This is a genomic window from Azospirillum brasilense (assembly GCF_005222205.1).
Lineage (GTDB): Bacteria > Pseudomonadota > Alphaproteobacteria > Azospirillales > Azospirillaceae > Azospirillum > Azospirillum brasilense_G.
In genome coordinates this window covers 808,694-826,985 of the sequence record NZ_CP032347.1, presented here as the reverse complement: position 1 = coordinate 826,985, position 18,292 = coordinate 808,694, and the positions used below count along the sequence as shown (strand labels likewise).

Sequence of the window (18,292 nt, the reverse complement as noted above, 5' to 3'; positions counted from 1 at the left end):
CTTCACACGCGGCCCTGCCCCGTTTCCACAATGACAAGGACGCTCCATGGACGGGGCTTGGTGTGCCCGGACCGGCCGTGGGTCCGCCGAGAGATCGGAGCGCCATATATTAGTATATCAGCGCTCCATCCCAATTCAAGCCCCCTTCCCTCACATCAGCATGTTCGGCAGGAACAGCACCAGCCCCGGCCACAGCGTGAGCACGGCGACCAGCAGGACGATGGTGCCGACGAAGGGCAGCGATTCGACGACATACTCCTCGACCGGGCAGTCGAGCAGGCTGCACACCGTGTACATGGCCACGCCCACCGGCGGCGTCATCGAGCCCAGCGTGACGATGGTCATCATGAGGATGCCGAAATGCACCGGATCGACGCCCAGCGGCGTCACGATCGGCAGGAAGATCGGCGTCAGCAGCAGGACCAGCACCGTGCTTTCGACGAACAGGCCGGCGATGAACAGGAAGATCAGGATCAGCGCCACCACCAGCAGCGGGTTGGTGGTGAGCTGGGTCATCGCCTCGGCGATGGTCTGGGGCGCCTGCTCGAAGATGATGGCGTAGCCGACCATGCCCGAGAACAGGATGATCAGCATGATCAGGCCGGTGTCCACCACCGCTTCCTGAAGCGCCTCGGCCACCGCGGCCCAGGTCAGCTCCCGGTGCAGCAGGAAGCCGACGACGGCGGCGTAGACGACGGCGAAGGCGCCGACCTCCGACGGGGTGAACAGGCCGCCGCGGATGGCGAACAGCAGGGCGACCGGGAACAGCAGCGCCCATTTGGCATCGGCCATCGCCCGGCCCACGGCGCGCAGGGTCGGCCGCTCCGCCATCTCCGGGCGGTAGCCGCGCCGCTTGGCGATCAGCCACACCGTCAGCATCAGCCCGGCCATCATCAACAGACCCGGAATGACGCCAGCCAGGAACAGCCGCCCGATCGACACGTTGCCGACGAAGCCGTAGAGGATCAGCCCCAGGCTGGGCGGGATCGTCGCGGTGATCAGCGACCCGACCGCGATGGTCGCCGAGGTGAAGCCCTTCGAATAGCCGCGGGCGATCAGGCTGGGGCCGAGGATGCGGGCCTCCATCGCGGCGTCGGCCACCGCCGAGCCGGAGACGCCGCCCATCAGGGTGGACAGCACGATGCAGACCTGCGCCAGCCCGCCGGACATCCAGGACACCAGCACGTTGGAGCAGTTGATCAGGCGGCTGGTGATGCCCGTCCGGTTCATCATGTGCCCGGCGAGCACGAAGAAGGGCACGGCCAGCAGCGGGAAGCTCTGCGAGGCCGAGGCGACCTGCTGCACCCCGATGGACATCGGGATGATGTCGTTCGTGGCGAAGAAGGAGAAGCCGGCGATGCCGATGGCGAATGCGATGGGAAGCCCAAAGGCCATCAGCGCGAAGAAGATGACGGCAAGCAGGGTCACGGCACGACCTCCTCGATGTCGCCGGCTTTGGGGGCCGGGGCGAAGACCGGCTTGGGGTGGCTGCGCAACTCGCGCAGGGTGTCCAGGATCTGGCCGGTCAGCGTGACGGCGAGCAGCAGGCAGCCCACCGGCACCGCGGCGGTGACGAAGGCGTAGCTGATGCCGCTGTCGCCGAACTGGCGCTCCAGGTTCAGCATGGTCAGCCGGTAGCCCATCACCGTCATGGTGAGGAGAAAGGCGACGACCAGCACGCCCAGCACGACATCCAGCAGGGCTCGGGCGGAATTGGGCAGGCGCTTGACCAGATAGTCGATGCCGATGTGGGCGCGCTTGCGCAGCGCCATGTCTGCGCCGAGGAAGGCGACCCAGACGAACAGGAGCTGCGCCACGTCCACCGACCAGACCAGGGGATGGCCGAACCAGCGCATGACGCCGGCGGCGAAGACGAGCAGAACGATGGCGGCGAGGAGAAGCATCGCCAGGACGGCTTCCCCCTTGTGAAACAAGGACGACATGATGGCGGTCCCTTGATGGCGGCGGACGGCTTTGGATTTGGGAAGCATCGCCCCCACCCCGGCCCTCCCCCGCGTTGCGGGAGAGGGTGCCTTCCGCGAAGCGGCGGCAGTCCCCTCCACCTCGAAGAGGGGGAGGGTTAGGGAGGGGGCAAGGGCGGCCGAACCGACCCCCCGTCAGTTCTGCAGCAGCTTCTCCACCTCCTTGTGGAGTTCCGCATAGCCCAGCTTCTCGTAGACCGGCGCAGTAGCCTTGCGGAACGGGGTCACGTCGATCTCCTCGATCGTCATGCCCTTGTCCTTCATCTGCTTCTCGAAGTCGGCAAGCGACGCCTGGGTGGCGCGCGACGCGCTGTCGCCGGCCTTCAGCGCCTCTTCCTTGAGGATCGTCTGCTGCTCCGGCGGCAGCTTGTCGAACCAAGCGGAGCTGGTGACGATGCCGGTGATCAGGTTGATGTGGCCAGTCTTGGTGACGTGGTTGGTCACTTCGTACAGGCGGGAACCGAAGCTGGCCGGATGCTGGGCCTCGACGCCGTCGATCACCTTCTGCTGAAGGCCGGTGTACACCTCCGACCAGCCCATCGGGGTCGGGGTGGCGCCCATGGCGCGGATCGTCTCCATCCACACCGGCGCGCCCGGCGTGCGCATGCGGATGCCGGCGAGGTCTTCCGGCCCCTTCACCGGCTTGTTGGTCAGCAGGTGCCGTTCGCCCTGCCACCAGTTGAACGACAGCACCTGATGGCCCGACGCCTTGCGCAGCTTGTCCGACCACTGGTCGAACAGCGGCGAGGTGACGACCTTGCGGATGCCGTCGTAGCCCTGGGCGAGGTACGGGCCGCCGAGGACGCCGAATTCCTTCACGAAGACGGCGAGGCGCCCGCCGTCCACGACGACCGCGACCCCGGCCCCGGCGCGGGCCTGCTCCAGCACGTCCTCGTCCTTGCCGAGCTGCGAGCCGGGGAACAGGCGGACGGCCATCTTGCCGCCGGACCGCGCCTCGACGTTCTTCTTGAACTCCTCCAGCCCCTTGTAGAGCGGATCCTGCTGGGCCAGCGCCGTGTTGACGCTGAGCGTGTAGTCGGCGGCCAGCGCGCCGCCGGCGACGGTGGCCAGCGCAAAGCCGAGGGCGGCCACGCGCCAGCTGCGGGTGATGATGCTCAATGTTTCCTCCCTTTGAGGACAACGCCTCTTGCACGGAGGCGATTGTTCGGTACGCGACTGGTATGGTAGTATACAAGAATGGTGTTGTCCATGGGATTGCAAACGGTGCAGGATGAATCCGCCGTCGAGGATCGTCCGGGCGGGCACCGGCGGGACGGATTGCAAAAAGGAAGGGATGGGGGGAGCATGTTGAGGAGGATCGAGCCGGATTCGACGGAGCCCGTGGCGCGCCGCGTCTTCCGGGAGCTGCGCCACGCCATCGTGACGATGCAGTTCCAGCCTGGCCAGCCGCTGTCCGAGCAGGAGGTCGCCGGCCAGCTCGGCGTCAGCCGCCAGCCGGTGCGCGAGGCCTTTATCAAGCTCAGCGAATCCGGGCTGGTCGTCATCCGTCCGCAACGCGGCACCTTCGTCGTGAAGATCTCGGCCAAGCAGGTGATGGACGCCCGCTTCGTCCGCGAGGCGGTGGAGCTGGCCGTGGCGCGCAAGGCCGGCGAGGGGTTGCCGGCCCGCGCCGTCGTGGAACTGGAGGCCAACCTGAAGGCGCAGCGCGAGGCGGCGCGGAGCACCAACCCGGCGGCCTTCCTTGAGCTGGACGAGGCTTTCCACCGCACCATCGCCCTGGGGGTCGATTGCGAATACGCTTGGCGGGTGGTGGAGGAGACCAAGGCGCAGATGGACCGCGTGCGCTACCTCAGCCTGCCGCAGGCAACCCCGCTGGACCGGCTGATCGCTCAGCACGAGCAGATCGTCGAGGGCATCCGGGCGCGCAGCCCCGACGCCGCGGAGGCCGCCATGCGCCTGCACCTGCGTGAGATCCTGCACTCCCTGCCCGAGCTGGCCCAGCGCTTCCCCGACCTGTTCGACAGCGATTCCGCGCCCGCCGATCCGGTTGCCGAGTCCGCATGAACACTGGGATCATAGCGCTGCAAAGGATTCGCTAGCAGCGCTGTGAAGAGCGCTATGAATACTTTCGTTGATCAAGGGCTCGACTTATAACAGCGCTATGGTGCGCTGCAATATCGATATGGAAGGCATGCGAACTGCGCGGTTTGTCTTTATCCCGCGCGGTGCGAACATTGGCTCGACACAGCAACGGGGCTCGCCCCGCCGCCCGCCAAAGCCAATCGGAGCCTTGCCATGAAGATCCACATCATCGCCCGCCTCGTCGTCATCAGCGGCTTTGCCCTCGCCTCCCTGCTGACCGCCGTCATCCAGTAAGCCCTTCATCCAGATTGAAAAAGGGCCGCGCGGCCCGGAACTTTCCGAATCGCACGGCCCCATGAGATGAGGAGACGCCGGCGTCAGTCAGCGTGGGCGCCGCTCGGCACCGCCGGGGGCGTGACCTTGTTCCGGCCCCACTGGCCGAGAACCACCAGCACCACGATGAAGGCCGTGATGTCGAAGACCGACAGGCAGACGAACAGCGGCTCGTAACCAATCGTGCTGGCAAGCTGGCCGATGATCAGCGAGAAGATCATGCCGCCCATGTAGCCGGCCATGCCGCCGAAGCCGGTCGCCGTGGCAACGTCCTGCTTTTCGAAGGTGTCGGTGACCAGGGCGTAGAGCAGGCTCGACAGCATCTGGTGCGCGAAGGCGCCGATCGAGAACAGGAAGATAGCGGTGATCGGGCTGCTGGTCAGGCCGATCAGGGCCGGGCCGATCATGCACACCGCGCCGATGCCGATGCCGGCGATGCGCGAGTTGACCAGCGACATCCGGAAGCGCTTGGCGAAGAAGGGCGACAGGTAGCCGCTGAGGACGCAGCCGATGTCGGCGAACAGGAAGGGCAGCCAGGCGAACAGCGCGAACTGCTTGATGTCCATGCCGCGCGTGCTGACCATGTAGAGCGGAATCCAGAAGCTGAAGGTCTGCCACGCCGGCTCGGTCAGGAAGCGGGCGGCGGCGATGCCCCAGAACTTGCGCATGGTGACGACGCGCTTCATCGAGGGCTTGGGAAGCTGCACCTGCTCCTGGCCGTCCAGGATGTAGGCGTGCTCCTCCTTGGTCAGCTTCGGGTGGTTTTCCGGGTTGCGGTACAGCGCCAGCCACAGCATCGACAGGCCGACGCCCAGCAGGCCGGTGACGACGAAGGCGATCTGCCAGCTCCAGGTCACGGACAGCCAGATGACCAGCGGCGGGGCGATCATGGCGCCGACCGAGCTGCCGGTGTTGAACCAGCCCGTGGCGATCGAGCGCTCCTTAGCCGGGAACCACAGGGTGGCGGTCTTGGCGCCCGACGGCATGGCCGCCGCCTCGCTGATGCCGAGCAGGCCGCGGAAGAAGGCCATCGACTGCCAGCCGCCGGAGAAGGCGTGCAGGGCCGCGGCGCTGCCCCAGACGAAGGCGAACATCGCGTAGCCGAATTTCAGGCCGATGAGGTCGGTCACATAGCCGGCGATCGGCTGCATCAGGCTGTAGCAGAGCTGGAACACGCTGACGATGTAGGAATACTGCTCCGTCGTGAAGTGCAGTTGTTCCTTGAGCATCGGCGCCAGGATGCCCAGTGTGTTGCGGTCGATGTAATTGATGATCGTCCCCAGCATGATGAGCGCCAGAACTTTCCATCGCAGACCACGCACTATCTTCATGACTTCCTCACTTGCCTGTTCATCGGCAGGCATGGGCGCACGCCTTTCCCTTCCGGGAAACTCCTGGCGATTGCGATTATTGGATGGGGCCCAGGCTTTGAGCGCCGACACACGGTGGGCTCCGCATGTGCGGCATATATTAATATATCAGTTTAGCGCGCAAGCGCGAAGTCGGCCGTGCCGTCCTGACCGACACTATGTCGCATGCTGGATGGCGCAAAAAAACAAAGGGCGCGGCCCTGTCCGGCGCCGCGCCCCGTCCGTCAACCCGTCGAACGGGAATTAGAACTGGCTTTCCGCAACCCTCTTGACCAGAAAGTCGCGGAAGACCGCGATGCGCTTGGAATGGCGCAGCTCCTCCGGATAGACGAAGAAGGCGTCCACCTTCGACCCGGACTGGTCCGGCAGCACCCGCACGATGTCATTCAAACCGGTCACCAGATAGTCGGGCAGCGAGCCTATGCCCAGCCCGCTCTCGACGGCGCGGAAGATTGCGTACAGGTTGTTGACCTGAAGGACCGTCCGGTCGCGGGCCACCGGGTCGGTCACCAGATCGCGCAGCCAGTGGGTGTTGGCGAAAGGCGCGCGCAACTCCTGCGGATAGGTCACCAGATCGTGGGAGGCGAGATCGCCCACCGTCTGCGGTTCTCCCTTGCGGTCCAGGTACCGGCGGTGCGCGTAGAGGTGGGAGCGGAAGGTCATCAGGTGCCGCTGGATCAGGTCCGGCTGGCGCGGCGGGCTGACGCGGATCGCCACGTCGGCCTCGCGCATGCCCAGATCCAGCTCCGTGTCTGTGATCAGCAGGGTGAGCTGGATGTCCGGGTAGAGCGCCAGGAATTCCCCGATGCGCGGAGTCAGCCACGTCGAGCCGAAGGCCGCCGTGGCCGTCACCTTCAGCGGCCCCTTGGCGGCGTCCTTGCTCTCGCTCAGCATCGCCTGGGTCATCGACAGCTTGGCGAAGATGTCGCGCGCCGCGTGGTTCAGCAACTCGCCCTGCTCGGTCAGGATCAGGCCGCGGGCGTGGCGGTGGAACAGTGGAACGCCGAGGCTGTCCTCCAGCGCGCTGATCTGCCGGCTGACCGCCGATTGGCTGAGGTTGAGGGCCTCGCCCGCGTGGGTGAAGCTGCCGGCCTCGGCCACAGCGTGGAACACCCGCAACTTGTCCCAGTCCATCATCCCGTCCTGCTTCCCCATGCCTTCGCCTGTTGGTCGGGGTCTGTCAGCGGGAAATTTCGCCGATCGCCCCTGTTCCAATACTCTTTATGGCAAAAAGCGGCGCAGGTCTTCCATCGCGAACGTCATGAGCGGTCCGGACGATGGGATGTTGAACATATTGAAAGCAGGGTTGCGGCCGACGGACCACGGTTGTCACAGCGCGCATACGCTCACATGGAAGCGATGTCCTTTTCCGCCGTGTCCTTCAACACCTGATCGAAGCTTTCGGACTTGAAGCCCAGAGCGGACAGTTTGGCTCCCGCCGCGCGTTCCGAGTCGGTCCGCGCCAGCTTGTTCAAGGCAAAATCCGCGGTCAACCTCACCGTGGTTGCGCCATCGTCCGTCTGACCCATCAATGAACTGCGTTCCCGCATCGCGCCTCGCAACTCGTTCGAGATCGCGACCGCCTGATCCAGACGCAACCCCGAGCCGGCGATCTTATCGATGGCGGACATCCGCGCCTCGATGCTCTCCGAAAGTGTTCTGATCTTCTTCTGTTTGTCGGTTTCCTGCCCGACGCCCGCTTCGATGGCGCCTTTCCAAAACGTCCGGCTGCGGGTTTCCTTCAGTTTTCCCGAAAGCGCATCGTTCATTTCGTCGGCCGACATTTGGCCGGACGAAACGAAGAGACCCAATGCGCTTCGGTCCTCAGACGACAACTTGCCGAACAGCGAAAGTGCGTCGCCCTTCAAGGCCGATGCCAACGGGCTCAAGTCCACATGGTCGGCCTTCCCGCCGCCGTTGCTGGCTTCGCTCTCCTTGGTCCGGCTTACCGGCGGCTTGGAGGGCATCGTCGGATGTGCCGACGCTGAAGGGATCGCGCCGCTCAAGGAAATGTTTGACATCCTATCCCCATCAAGTCGCAGCCTTGGAACTTAATGAAATGATAGAACGACTTATGCAACTGATCAACGTCATAGAATATAGTTAGAAACCTAACCAATAATCTTGGCATGAATGCTTAGATCCCTATGGATTCATGACCGTCCTGGTCACTCCGCCAAATGGCCCAGCGGTAGGGCCGTGCGGTAGCGCACCTGCTTCAGCGCGAAGCTCGACCGGATGTTGGCGACCCCTGAAATCCGCGTCAGATGCTCCTTCAGGAAGCGCTCGTAGCTGGCGAGGTCGGGGACCACCACGCGCAGCAGGTAATCGGCGTCGCCGGTCATCAGATAGCATTCCATCACCTCCGGCAGCGCCATCACCGCGGCCTCGAAGGCGTCGATCCGCTCCTCCACCTGCCGTTCCAGGCTGACGCTGACGAAGACATTCACCGGAAGATCGACCGCGGCGGGATCGACCAGAGCGACGTGGCGGGCGATGACGCCCGCGTCTTCCAGCGCCTTGACCCGACGCAGACAGGGGGACGGCGACAGGCCGACGCGCTCCGCCAACTCGTTGTTGGGCATCCGCCCGTCCTGCTGGAGCAGGGCCAGGATCTTCCGGTCGATGCGGTCGAGTTTGATTTTTGGCATTTCATGCTGTCTGAAAGGCTTCTGCGCAATCCAATGCTAATCCGGCGCGGTTTCCGGCGCCACTTTGCAAACGCCTGCCGCGGCACAAATGATAGGCTTCACCAATCATCGACCGCCGTTCCGTTGAAAGGGGAACAGACATGGACGCGACCGTTCCGAACCACGCCGACCTCGCCTGCCTGCGCGAGCTGGAGCGCAAGGTTCTCTGGCTCGCGTCCTGGACGATCCACAACGCCAATCACGTCCGCCCCAACCAGGACGGGCTGAAGATCGGCGGGCATCAGGCGTCCTCGGCCTCGCTGGCGACGATCATGACGGCGCTCTACTTCCAGGCCCTGCGTCCGGAGGACCGGGTGGCGGTGAAGCCGCACGCCAGCCCGATCTTCCACGCCATCCAGTATCTGCTGGGCAACCAGACGCGCGGCAATCTGGAGAATTTCCGCGGCTTCAAGGGCGCCCAGTCCTACCCGTCGCGGACCAAGGACGTGGACGACGTGGACTTCTCCACCGGCTCGGTCGGGCTGGGGGTGGCGCAGACGCTCTTCGCCTCGCTGGTCCAGGACTATGTGAAGGCCAAGGGCTGGGCGAAGGACCGGCCCGAGGGGCGCATGGTGTCGCTGGTCGGCGACGCCGAGATGGACGAGGGCAACATCTTCGAAGCGCTTCAGGAGGGCTGGAAGCACGGGCTGCGCAACACCTGGTGGATCGTCGACTACAACCGCCAGAGCCTGGACGCGGTGATCCGCGAGGGGCTGTGGGAGCGGCTGGAGAACATCTTCCGCGCCTTCGGCTGGGACGTGGTGATCCTGAAATACGGCGCGCTGATGCAGGCGGCCTTCCAGGAGGAGGGCGGCCAGCGCCTGCGCGACTGGATCGACCACTGCCCGAACCAGCTCTATTCCGCGCTGACCTACCAGGGCGGGGCGGCGTGGCGGAAGCGGCTGCTCGACGATCTGGGCGACCAGGGGCCGGTCACCCGCCTGATCGAGCGCCGCAGCGACGAGGAGCTGGCCCTTCTGATGGGCAATCTCGGCGGCCACGACCTGCCTTCGCTGCTCGACGCCTTCGCCCAGGCGCGCACGCACGACCGGCCGGTCTGCTTCATCGCCTACACCATCAAGGGCGCCGGGCTGCCGCTGGCCGGGCACAAGGACAACCATTCCGGCCTGATGACCCCGGCGCAGATGGAGGCGTTCCGCGCCGCCAACGCCGTCCGTCCGGGCCATGAGTGGGACCGCTTCGAAGGGCTGGGCCGGCCGGCGGCGGAACTGGACGCCTTCCTGAAGCGCGTGCCCTTCGCGGCCAAGGGACGGCGGCGCCATGACGCGGCGGCGGTCCCGGTGCCGGCGGCTCTGGCGGCCCCGTCACAGAAGGCGCTGTCCACCCAGGCGGCCTTCGGCCTGATCCTGAACGAGCTAGGGCGCGAGAAGACGGAGCTGGCGGAGCGCATCGTGACGACCGCGCCGGACGTGACGGTCTCCACCAACCTCGGCGCCTGGGTGAACCGCCGCGGCCTGTTCGCCAAGAGCGCTCTGGCCGACCTGTTCAAGAAGGAGCGCATCCCCTCCACCTACACATGGGACTTCTCGCCCGACGGCCAGCATTTCGAGCTGGGCATCGCCGAGTCCAACCTGTTCATCCTGTTGTCGGCGCTCGGCCTGTCGCATTCGCTGTTCGGCGAGCGGCTGCTGCCCATCGGCACCGTCTACGACCCTTTCGTCATGCGGGCGGCGGACCAGATGAACTACGCCTGCTATCAGGACGCGCGGTTCCTGCTGGTGGCGACCCCGTCCGGCGTGACACTGGCCCCGGAGGGCGGGGCGCACCAATCCATCGCCACCCCGCTGGTCGGCATGGCCCAGGACGGGCTGGCCTGCTTCGAGCCGGCCTTCGCCGATGAGCTGGCCGTCACCATGCGCTGGGCCTTCGATTACATGCAGCGGGAGGGCGAGGGCGAGCCGGACGAGCGCAACTGGCTGCGCGACGAGACCGGCGGCTCGGTCTATCTGCGCCTGTCCTCCCGCGTGCTGGAGCAGCCGGTCCGCACCATGGACGCGGAGCTGGAGAACGGCATCGTCCAGGGCGCCTATTGGCTGCGTCGTCCCGGGCCGAACGCCCAGGTGGTGGTCGCCTACAGCGGCGTGGTGGCGCCGGAGGCCATCGAGGCGGTGGGCATGCTCGGCGAGGACCGCCGCGACGTCGGGCTATTGGCCGTCACCTCCGCCGACCGGCTGCACGCCGGCTGGAGCGCCGCGCAGCGGGCGCGCGAGCGCGGCAAGCCCCACGCGCGCTCCCACGTCGAACGGCTGCTGGAGGGCGTGCCGCCCCATTGCGCGCTGGTGACGGTGCAGGACGGGCACCCGGCGGGTCTGGGCTGGCTGGGCTCGGTCCAAGGCCACCGCACGCGGGCGCTGGGGGTCGAGCATTTCGGCCAGACCGGCACCATCGCCGACCTCTACCGCCATCACGGCATCGACGCCCAGGCCATCGTCCGCGCGGCGGAGGCCCTGTCCCCCGGCCGGCCGGTCCGTTACTTGAAGGCGGTGTAATCGCAGACTGAGCACCGGCTGCGTCCTTCCCGTGAACGGTCGCGGCGCAAGCCGGTTGCCCGCGCGTTGGTCCCCGCGCCCCCACCCGCCCTCTGCGTCGTCAGCTTCGCGGTCGTCTGCGCGATTCTCAGGCGTTCGCGGCTGGATCTCTCCCGCCAAGTGAATTCATCCAGGACGAAGAAACAATCCCCGTCAGCGGCAACAAAAACGCCGAATGGACGCGTCAAAATGACGCTTTCCATTAGTTAGATAACTAATCATGAGCCGATCAAGACATATCAAAGGTTTCCATGGTTGATATTTCGCTAATTAACACTCGCTTGGATGCATTTGCTATCAAATTTATACAAGGGTAACCGGTTTCGAAATCCGCTCCATTGACTTCAATGCACGCCGATGGCGAAAAAGATATGCCGTATACGGCTAATAAATTGGAGAAACTTGCGATGACGACCTGGTACGGAACTTCCGGGAATGACATCTATGACGCTCCTTCGGGACCGAACATGCTGTTCGGACAGGGCGGGAACGACGATATCCTGGGCAACACCGACGCCGATTATATTGACGGTGGCGACGGAAACGACACGCTGTACGGCAGCTTCGGAAACGACAGCCTGTACGGCGGCACCGGGGCCGACACGCTGTACGGCAACGACAACAACGATCTTCTGAGCGGTGAGACTGGGGACGACTTCCTCTACGGCGGGAACAACAACGACACGCTGTACGGTGGGGCCGGCAACGACACTCTGTTCGGGGATTACGGCTCGGATGTCGGCCTGGACGTCCTGGCGGGCGGAGCCGGCAACGATGTCCTTTACGGTGGCTACGACAGCGACAACTACCTCTACACCTGCAATTCGGACGGCATCGATCTCATCTCGGATTCGCACGGCGACTACGACCGGCTCCGCTTGAACGGCCCCACGGCGCCCAACCAGCTCGAATACTACAGGGCCAGCACCTTCGGTGGCGATTCCAACGACCTTCTGTTCTTCACCAAGGCCGACGCCGCCGACGGCACCATCAGCGAGTACATCATCATCGACGACTTCTGGAGCGGCAGCGCCGCCGGCAGCGGCCGCATCGAGTATCTGAACCTAAGCGGCACGGATTACTGGTTCAACACCGTCGTCTGGGGCCTGTAACACCGTCGAGCGTATAAGGCCGTTGGAGGGCTGGGCCGGCCCCAGCCCTCCAACGGCCAGCCCTTCCTCCGATAGGCCCATGACGCCGCACGCCGCGCGACACCACATAAGGACTCCGTCGAACGACGGTCACAGCGCGAGGCGAGGTCGGGATGAGCTGGTCGATCCCCATCGGCACCATGAAGGGCACGGTGATCCGCATCCACGTCACCTTCTTCCTGTTTCTCCTGTGGATCGGCGCCGCCTACCACGCGCAGGGCGGCTGGCCTGCGGCTCTGGAGGGGGTGGTCTTCCTTTCGCTGCTGTTCCTCTGCGTGCTGCTGCACGAGTTCGGGCACGTCTTCGCCGCCCGGCGCTACGGTGTGCGCACGCCGGACATCACGCTGCTGCCGATCGGCGGGGTGGCCCGGCTGGAACGGTTGCCGGAGAAGCCGTCGCAGGAGCTGGTGGTGGCGCTGGCCGGACCGGCGGTGAATCTGGTGATCGCCGCCCTGCTCTACGCCGCGCTCGGCGGCTTCGTGCCGGCCGGCGCGGCGGAGGTGCGGAACGCCGGAATCGACGTGCTGTCCCGGCTGGCCGTGGTCAACCTATTCCTGGCGTTGTTCAACCTGATCCCGGCCTTCCCCATGGACGGCGGGCGCGTGCTGCGGGCGGTGCTGGCGAGCCGCATGGGCTATGTCCGCGGCACCCAGGTGGCGGCCTCGGTCGGGCAGGCGCTGGCCATCGGGCTGGGACTGCTCGGCCTGTTCGGCAACCCGATGCTGCTGTTCATCGCGCTGTTCGTCTATCTGGGCGCCTCGTCGGAGGCGCACGCGGTGCAGATGCGCGAGATCACCCACGGCGTGGTCGTCTCGGACGCCATGGTCACCCGCTTCGAGACGCTGCCGCCCTCCGGCGTGCTGGAGGACGCGGTGCAATGCCTGATCCGGACGACCCAGCACGAGTTTCCCGTGGTGGACGGCGCCGGCACGCTGCGCGGCGTGCTGACCCGCGACGACCTGATCCGCGCCCTGCGCGACCGCGGCCCGGACACGCCGGTGCTGGAGGTGATGCGCCCCGACATCCCCGTGATCCACCGGCACGGCAAGCTGGAGGAGGCGCTGCGGCTGATGCAGGAGAAAAGCCTGCCCGCGATCGGCGTCGATGACGGAAACGGACGGCTGGTCGGTCTGGTGACGCCCGAAAATGTCGGGGAGATGATGATGGTCCAGGCCGCCCGGCACGCCCGGCGCCGCTGACCGCCTCCCCCTTCCGTCGCGTCCCCTCTCCCTTCGGGAACAAGCGGCGGCCAGGGTCATTGTGCTAGGACTGTGGATGCCCCCACAGCGGAAGGGAGGATGACATGGCGATGCGTTCCACGCGCCGGGCGGCGCTGGCCCTGGCCGGATTCGCCGGGATGACCGCCGCCATGCCGGGACGGAAGGCCGCGGCGGACCAGCCCGGCGTCCACCGCGTCGCCATCCAGGTCAGCAGCAACGACCCGGCGCTGATGAACATGGCGCTGAACAACGTCAAGAACATCATCGAATACTACAAGGCCATCGGCGAAACGGTGGAGGTCGAACTGGTCACCTTCGGCCCCGGCCTGCACATGCTGCGCGCCGACCGCTCGCCGGTGAAGGACCGGCTGGCGTCGCTGAAGGGCAGCCTGCCGACCCTGACCTACTCCGCCTGCGAGAACACCCGCAACGGCATGATCCGCGTCGAACAGGGCGAGGTCCCCATGGTGCCGGAAGCCAAGCTGGTGCCCTCTGGCGTCGTCCGCCTGATGCAGCTTCAGGAAGAGGGCTGGTCCTACCTCCGCCCGTAAGCGGGCGCTCTACTCTGCCGCAATGTCCTTCAGCAGGGCGGCGGTCACCGGCCCCACGGTTCCGGCGCCGATGGCCTGCCCGTCGACGCGCAGCAGCGGCCGCAGGCCCAGGCTGTTGGTCAGGAAAGCCTCCTCGGCCCCCAGCAGATCGGCGACGTCAAGCGGCGCCTCCCCGGCATCGCTCCGTTCCAGGATCAGCGCGCGGCGGATGCCCGGCAGGGCGCCTTCGGCGACCGGCGGGGTCAGCAGGCGCCCGTCCCGGACGACGAACAGGTTCGCCACGCTGGATTCGGCCAGACGGCCCGCGCCGTTGAGCAGGAGCGCCTCTCCCGCGCCGCGCGTCGCCGCCTCCCGCCGGGCGAGGATGGAGTCCAGGTAGTTCAGCGACTTCACGCGCGACAGCGGCGAATGCTCGTTGCGCCGGGTGCTGCGGGCGATGGCCGCCTCCACCGGGCCGGCGGGCGGCGGCGCGGGGGCCAGCGTCATCAGCAGAGTCGGCACGGCGTCCGCCGGGGGCAGCACGCCGCGCGCTCCGGTGCCCCGTGTCAGCGTGATCCGCAGCACGCCCTCCACCCCGCCATCCGCTTGGTCCTGCGCCGCGATCAGCGCGGCTGCGGCGTCGGCCAGCGCCGTGGCGCCGTGGGGAAGCGGCAGGCCGAGCAGCGCCGCGCCGTCCGCCAGCCGGTCGAGATGCCGGCCGAGATGGCGGGCGGTGCCGCCGGCCACCCGGATCGTTTCGAACAGCCCGTCGCCCAGCGTGAAGCCGCGGTCCGCCGGGTCGATGCGCGCCTCCTCCGCCGGCAGCAGGCGCCCGTTCAGCCAGACGACGTTCATGCCCGGGCTCATGCCCGCTCCTCCTGCAGCGCGCGGAGCTGGGCGCGGATCTTGACCATCATCTCCTCATGCTCGTCCGCCGGGTCGGAATCGGCGACGATGCCGCCGCCGGCCTGGGCGATCACCGTGTCCGGCGTGATCGACAGGGTGCGGATGACGATGCTGCTGTCCATCGCGCCGTCGAAACCGAGCCAAGCGACGGAGCCGCAATAGGCGCCGCGCCGCGCCACCTCCAGCTCGTCGATGATCTGCATGGCGCGGATCTTGGGCGCCCCGGTGATCGAGCCGCCGGGCAGCGCCGCCCGCAGCAGATCCACCGCCCCCAGGCCGGGCCGCAGCCGCGCCGTGACCACCGAGACGAGGTGATGGACGCTGGCGAAGCTCTCCAGCCCGTAGAGCGTCGGCACCCGCACGCTGCCGATCCGCGACACCCGGCCGAGGTCGTTGCGCAGCAGGTCGGTGATCATCAGGTTTTCCGCCCGGTCCTTGATGCTGGCCACCAGCTCAGCGGCGGCGGCGGCGTCCGCGCTGGGGTCGGCGTAGCGCGGGCGGGTGCCCTTGATCGGGCGGGTCTCCACCTCCCCGGCGGCGCTGAGGCGGATGAAGCGCTCCGGCGAGGCGCTGGCGATTCGCAGGCGCGGACCGCAGTCCAGATAGGCGGCGAAGGGGGCCGGGCTGATCGCGCGCAGCCGCCGGTACAGCGCGTAGCTGTCCAGCCCGTCGCGCCGCTCGGCCAGGAAGCGCTGCGTGAAGTTGGCCTGATAGATGTCGCCGGCCCGGATGTACTCCAGCACCCGCTCCACCCGCGCCAGATAGTCGTCGCGGTCCAGCTCGCTCCGCCAGGGGGCGGCCGGGACGGGGCCGAGGGGGGACGCTCCGCCGCCCTCCAGCCGGGCCGCCAGGGCGCGGGCACGGCCCTCGGCCTCCGGGCGGGCGGCGATCACCCAGGCGCGGCGCTCCGCATGGTCGAAGGCGGCCACCGCGTCGTAGAAGCCGAAGGCCATCTCCGGCTGGCCGCCGGGGTTGGCGTGGCGCGAACGGATGCGCTCCAGCCGCAGCCCCGCCTCGTAGCCGATGAAGCCGACCGCCCCGCCGCAAAAGGGCGCGGGCCCCGGCGGACCCTCGGGCCGGGCGTGGCGCGCCAGCTCCGCCGCCAGCACGGCGAAGGGGTCGCCGTCCACTGGACGGCCGTCGAGATGCGCCCGCCCGTCCAGCGACTCCAGGGTGCGGACGGGCTCCGCCGCGATGTAGCTGTAGCGGCCATGGGCCGGGTGTGGGGCGGCGCTGTCGAGCAGCATCGACCACGGCTGTCCGGACAGGGCGCGGAAAGCCTCCGCCGGATCGGCGCATGACAAGGGGATCGCCAGCATGGCGGCGGAGCTTCCTTTAAGACCGGCCTTACATGAGAATGGTGGCGCCGCCGTCCACCACCAACACATGCCCATTGACGTAGGACGCGGCGGGCGAGGCCAGGAACACCGCGGCCCCGGCGATCTCCTCCGGTCGGCCCCAGCGCCCCATCGGGGTGCGCCCCTCGAAATAGGCGGACAGGGCCGGGTTGCCGGTGATGCCGGCGTTGGTCTCCGTCGCGAAGAAGCCCGGCGCGATGGCGTTGCTGGTCAGGCCCTTTGCGCCGTACTCGGCGGCGAGCGCCCGCACCATGCCGGCCAGCCCGGCCTTCGCGGCGGCGTAGACCGCGTCGTTGGCGCGGGCGATCTGCCCGGAGATGGAGGTCACCGTGATCAGCCGCCCGAAGCCCTGGGGCAGCATCAGCCGCGCCGCTTCCCGCGCCAGGATCAGGCCGGCGGCCAGATCGACGTTGAGCAGGTCGCTGATCTCCTCGTCCGCGAAGTCGGTCAACGGCTTGCGGTTGCGCTGCCCGACATTCTGGACCAGCACGTCCAGCCGCCCATGATCCTGCGCGATCCGCGCGAAGGCGTCCCGCACCGCACCGCGGTCGGCCACGTCGAAGGCCAGCACGGAGGCCCGCCCGCCGGCCGCGGCGATGGCCTCGGCCAGCGGCTCCAGCCGCGCGGCGTCGCGCCCGTTCAGCAGCACATGGGCGCCGGACCCGGCCATGGCGCGGGCGATTTCCAGACCCAGCCCGCGCCCGGAGCCGGTGACCAGCGCCACCCGGCCTTCCAGCGAGAACTGCGACAGATAGGGGAGATGCGGGGCGGTCATGGTCACCGTTGGGGAGGGGGTGGACGGTCTTGCAGATTTAGCAGATGCTCCGCCGGATGGCACCCCGTTCGGCGTCAGGCGCGGGGAAGCAGTTCCACCGTTTCCGCGATGGTCCAGCCGTCCGCCCGCACCAGCCGCCCAATGCGTCCGTACAGCGCGGCTCCGGGCGACACGCGCCCCTCCGCGGCCCAGACATGGTCGGCGGGAGCGGTCAGCAGGCCCAGCACCTCCACCGAGAAGGCAACACCGTTCCGCGCCAGCAGGCGGCCGAAGGGCTCGGTCCCTTCGCGAAGCTGCTCGGCGAAGGCCGCGGGAAAGCCGCCGAGGGCGATGCGGATGCTCGCCAGCTCCACCGGCAGAGCGTCCGGCCCGATGGTCAGCGCGATGTCGCGCCACAGCGCCGTGCCGTCCGGCTCCGTCCACTGGCGCAGCACCCGCACGCCCACCGGCTCGCCCCACCGCTCCGACAGGACGGCGGTCATGCCGCGGTCGTGGTCGAGCAGCGTCCGATAGGGCGCCGGGACCACGGCGGCGGGCAGAGCGGACAGCGCCCGCGCCCCGGCCCCCCATCCCGCCGTCAGCGCCCGCGCGCGCGCCAGGGCGGGGCCGGGATCGTCCATGGAGGAGCAGCCGGCGGCGGAGGCGGACGAAAAGGAAGGCTTCATTCGAAATCGCGGTTCTGCGGAAGGGCTTGGGCGGAAGGACGTGGCTGCTCCCTCCTGGGACAGCGGCCATGGGCCGGCATTCTAGGAACAGCGTGCCGCCCACCGCAATGCCGAAGGCGCGCATCCCTCGGTCGTGCCGACCGCTTGACCCCACAATGATAAGGGGCGCCGACCTCAGCCCTGCCCGGCGCCGGCGGCCTCTTGCGCTTCATGAACGCTGCATTAGATCACGCTCATAAAGTTGCCCGTCCCGGAGGGAAGCCGCGCCATGTCCGATCTTCTGCACGTCGCCTGCCCGAGCTGCGACACCCTGAACCGCATGCCGCGCGGACGCCTCGACCAGCCCGGCGCCGGCAAATGTGGCCGCTGCGGCCAGCCGCTGTTCCAGGGGAAGCCCATCGCTTTGACCGCCGCCCGCTTCACCGCCCAGGCGGAGCGCAGCGACCTGCCGCTGCTCATCGACTTCTGGGCGGAGTGGTGTGGGCCGTGCCGGATGATGGCGCCGGTCTTCGAGCAGGCCGCCGGCCAGCTTGAGCCCCATGTCCGCCTCGCCAAGGTGGACACCGAGGCCGCACCCGATCTGGCCGCCCGCTTCGGCGTGCGCAGCATTCCGACCCTCGTGCTGGTCCATCACGGACGCGAGGTGGCGCGCACCGCGGGGGCGATGCCGCTGCCGGCCCTGCTTGGCTGGGTGCGGCAGGCGATGGCGGCCGTCTGAGC

At 67.6% G+C, this 18,292-nt stretch carries 17 protein-coding genes; 6 read left to right on the top strand and 11 right to left on the bottom strand.

From position 1 onward, the window contains the following. Positions 1 to 150: 150 nt before the first annotated feature. The 3 genes from D3869_RS25820 to D3869_RS25810 all read right to left on the bottom strand — a co-directional run bounded on the left by D3869_RS25820 (position 151) and on the right by D3869_RS25810 (position 3,101). Positions 151 to 1,428: a TRAP transporter large permease gene (locus D3869_RS25820; protein WP_137142587.1), complete on the bottom strand. Its 1,278-nt coding sequence runs from the start codon at positions 1,426 to 1,428 to the stop codon at positions 151 to 153. Continuing rightward, the gene (locus D3869_RS25815; protein WP_137142586.1) at positions 1,425 to 1,943 is read right to left on the bottom strand and encodes a TRAP transporter small permease; all 519 of its coding nucleotides are present in this window, start codon (positions 1,941 to 1,943) and stop codon (positions 1,425 to 1,427) included. Before D3869_RS25815 ends, D3869_RS25820 begins: the two co-directional genes overlap by 4 nt. 174 nt (positions 1,944 to 2,117) lie before the next feature. After that, on the bottom strand, positions 2,118 to 3,101 hold the full coding sequence (locus D3869_RS25810) for a C4-dicarboxylate TRAP transporter substrate-binding protein (RefSeq protein ID WP_137142585.1): 984 nt from the start codon (positions 3,099 to 3,101) through the stop codon (positions 2,118 to 2,120). A gap of 186 nt (positions 3,102 to 3,287) precedes the next feature. Here D3869_RS25810 and D3869_RS25805 point away from each other — a divergent pair, with 186 nt between their 5' ends. Continuing rightward, positions 3,288 to 4,007 carry a GntR family transcriptional regulator gene (locus tag D3869_RS25805; protein WP_137142584.1) on the top strand — a complete coding sequence of 240 codons (720 nt, stop codon included), beginning with the start codon at positions 3,288 to 3,290 and terminating at the stop codon, positions 4,005 to 4,007. 395 nt (positions 4,008 to 4,402) lie between these two features. Here D3869_RS25805 and D3869_RS25800 read toward each other — a convergent pair whose 3' ends face one another. The 4 genes from D3869_RS25800 to D3869_RS25780 all read right to left on the bottom strand — a co-directional run bounded on the left by D3869_RS25800 (position 4,403) and on the right by D3869_RS25780 (position 8,379). Further along, positions 4,403 to 5,689, bottom strand: a complete 1,287-nt coding sequence (locus tag D3869_RS25800) for an MFS transporter (protein ID WP_137142583.1) — start codon at positions 5,687 to 5,689, stop codon at positions 4,403 to 4,405. A 282-nt stretch (positions 5,690 to 5,971) separates the two neighbouring features. Then, positions 5,972 to 6,862 carry a LysR family transcriptional regulator gene (locus tag D3869_RS25790; protein ID WP_175426619.1) on the bottom strand — a complete coding sequence of 297 codons (891 nt, stop codon included), beginning with the start codon at positions 6,860 to 6,862 and terminating at the stop codon, positions 5,972 to 5,974. Between the two features lie 212 nt (positions 6,863 to 7,074). Next, a complete protein-coding gene (locus D3869_RS25785) occupies positions 7,075 to 7,734 on the bottom strand; it encodes a hypothetical protein (RefSeq protein ID WP_137142581.1) in 660 nt (219 codons plus the stop codon). A gap of 162 nt (positions 7,735 to 7,896) precedes the next feature. After that, positions 7,897 to 8,379: an Lrp/AsnC family transcriptional regulator gene (locus tag D3869_RS25780; RefSeq protein ID WP_137142580.1), complete on the bottom strand. Its 483-nt coding sequence runs from the start codon at positions 8,377 to 8,379 to the stop codon at positions 7,897 to 7,899. 140 nt (positions 8,380 to 8,519) lie between these two features. Between D3869_RS25780 and D3869_RS25775 the strand changes: the two genes are divergently transcribed. The 4 genes from D3869_RS25775 (at position 8,520) to D3869_RS25760 (ending at position 13,889) form a co-directional block, all read left to right on the top strand. Then, the gene (locus D3869_RS25775) at positions 8,520 to 10,928 is read left to right on the top strand and encodes a transketolase (protein WP_137142579.1); all 2,409 of its coding nucleotides are present in this window, start codon (positions 8,520 to 8,522) and stop codon (positions 10,926 to 10,928) included. A gap of 386 nt (positions 10,929 to 11,314) precedes the next feature. Continuing rightward, positions 11,315 to 12,079 (top strand): calcium-binding protein, encoded by a 765-nt coding sequence (locus D3869_RS25770; RefSeq protein ID WP_137142578.1) that lies wholly within the window; start codon positions 11,315 to 11,317, stop codon positions 12,077 to 12,079. Between the two features lie 152 nt (positions 12,080 to 12,231). Further along, positions 12,232 to 13,317: a site-2 protease family protein gene (locus D3869_RS25765; RefSeq protein ID WP_137142577.1), complete on the top strand. Its 1,086-nt coding sequence runs from the start codon at positions 12,232 to 12,234 to the stop codon at positions 13,315 to 13,317. A 104-nt stretch (positions 13,318 to 13,421) separates the two neighbouring features. Then, positions 13,422 to 13,889 carry a hypothetical protein gene (locus tag D3869_RS25760; RefSeq protein WP_175426608.1) on the top strand — a complete coding sequence of 156 codons (468 nt, stop codon included), beginning with the start codon at positions 13,422 to 13,424 and terminating at the stop codon, positions 13,887 to 13,889. A 9-nt stretch (positions 13,890 to 13,898) separates the two neighbouring features. On the opposite strand, the gene D3869_RS25755 is transcribed toward D3869_RS25760, so the two are convergent. From D3869_RS25755 to D3869_RS25740, 4 genes are all read right to left on the bottom strand, one after another. Next, complete coding sequence (locus D3869_RS25755; protein ID WP_247895971.1) at positions 13,899 to 14,735, bottom strand: aminotransferase class IV; 837 nt, start codon at positions 14,733 to 14,735, stop codon at positions 13,899 to 13,901. Continuing rightward, positions 14,732 to 16,093, bottom strand: coding sequence for an aminodeoxychorismate synthase component I (gene pabB, locus D3869_RS25750; protein ID WP_137142576.1), 1,362 nt, complete (start codon positions 16,091 to 16,093; stop codon positions 14,732 to 14,734). The genes D3869_RS25755 and pabB overlap by 4 nt, the downstream gene beginning before the upstream one ends. 28 nt (positions 16,094 to 16,121) lie before the next feature. Next, a complete protein-coding gene (locus tag D3869_RS25745; protein ID WP_137142575.1) occupies positions 16,122 to 16,907 on the bottom strand; it encodes an SDR family oxidoreductase in 786 nt (261 codons plus the stop codon). A gap of 74 nt (positions 16,908 to 16,981) precedes the next feature. Continuing rightward, positions 16,982 to 17,572, bottom strand: coding sequence for a hypothetical protein (locus D3869_RS25740; protein WP_137142574.1), 591 nt, complete (start codon positions 17,570 to 17,572; stop codon positions 16,982 to 16,984). A gap of 268 nt (positions 17,573 to 17,840) precedes the next feature. Between D3869_RS25740 and trxC the strand changes: the two genes are divergently transcribed. Beyond that, positions 17,841 to 18,290, top strand: coding sequence for a thioredoxin TrxC (gene trxC / locus D3869_RS25735; RefSeq protein ID WP_137117349.1), 450 nt, complete (start codon positions 17,841 to 17,843; stop codon positions 18,288 to 18,290). The last annotated feature ends 2 nt before the right edge of the window (positions 18,291 to 18,292 follow it).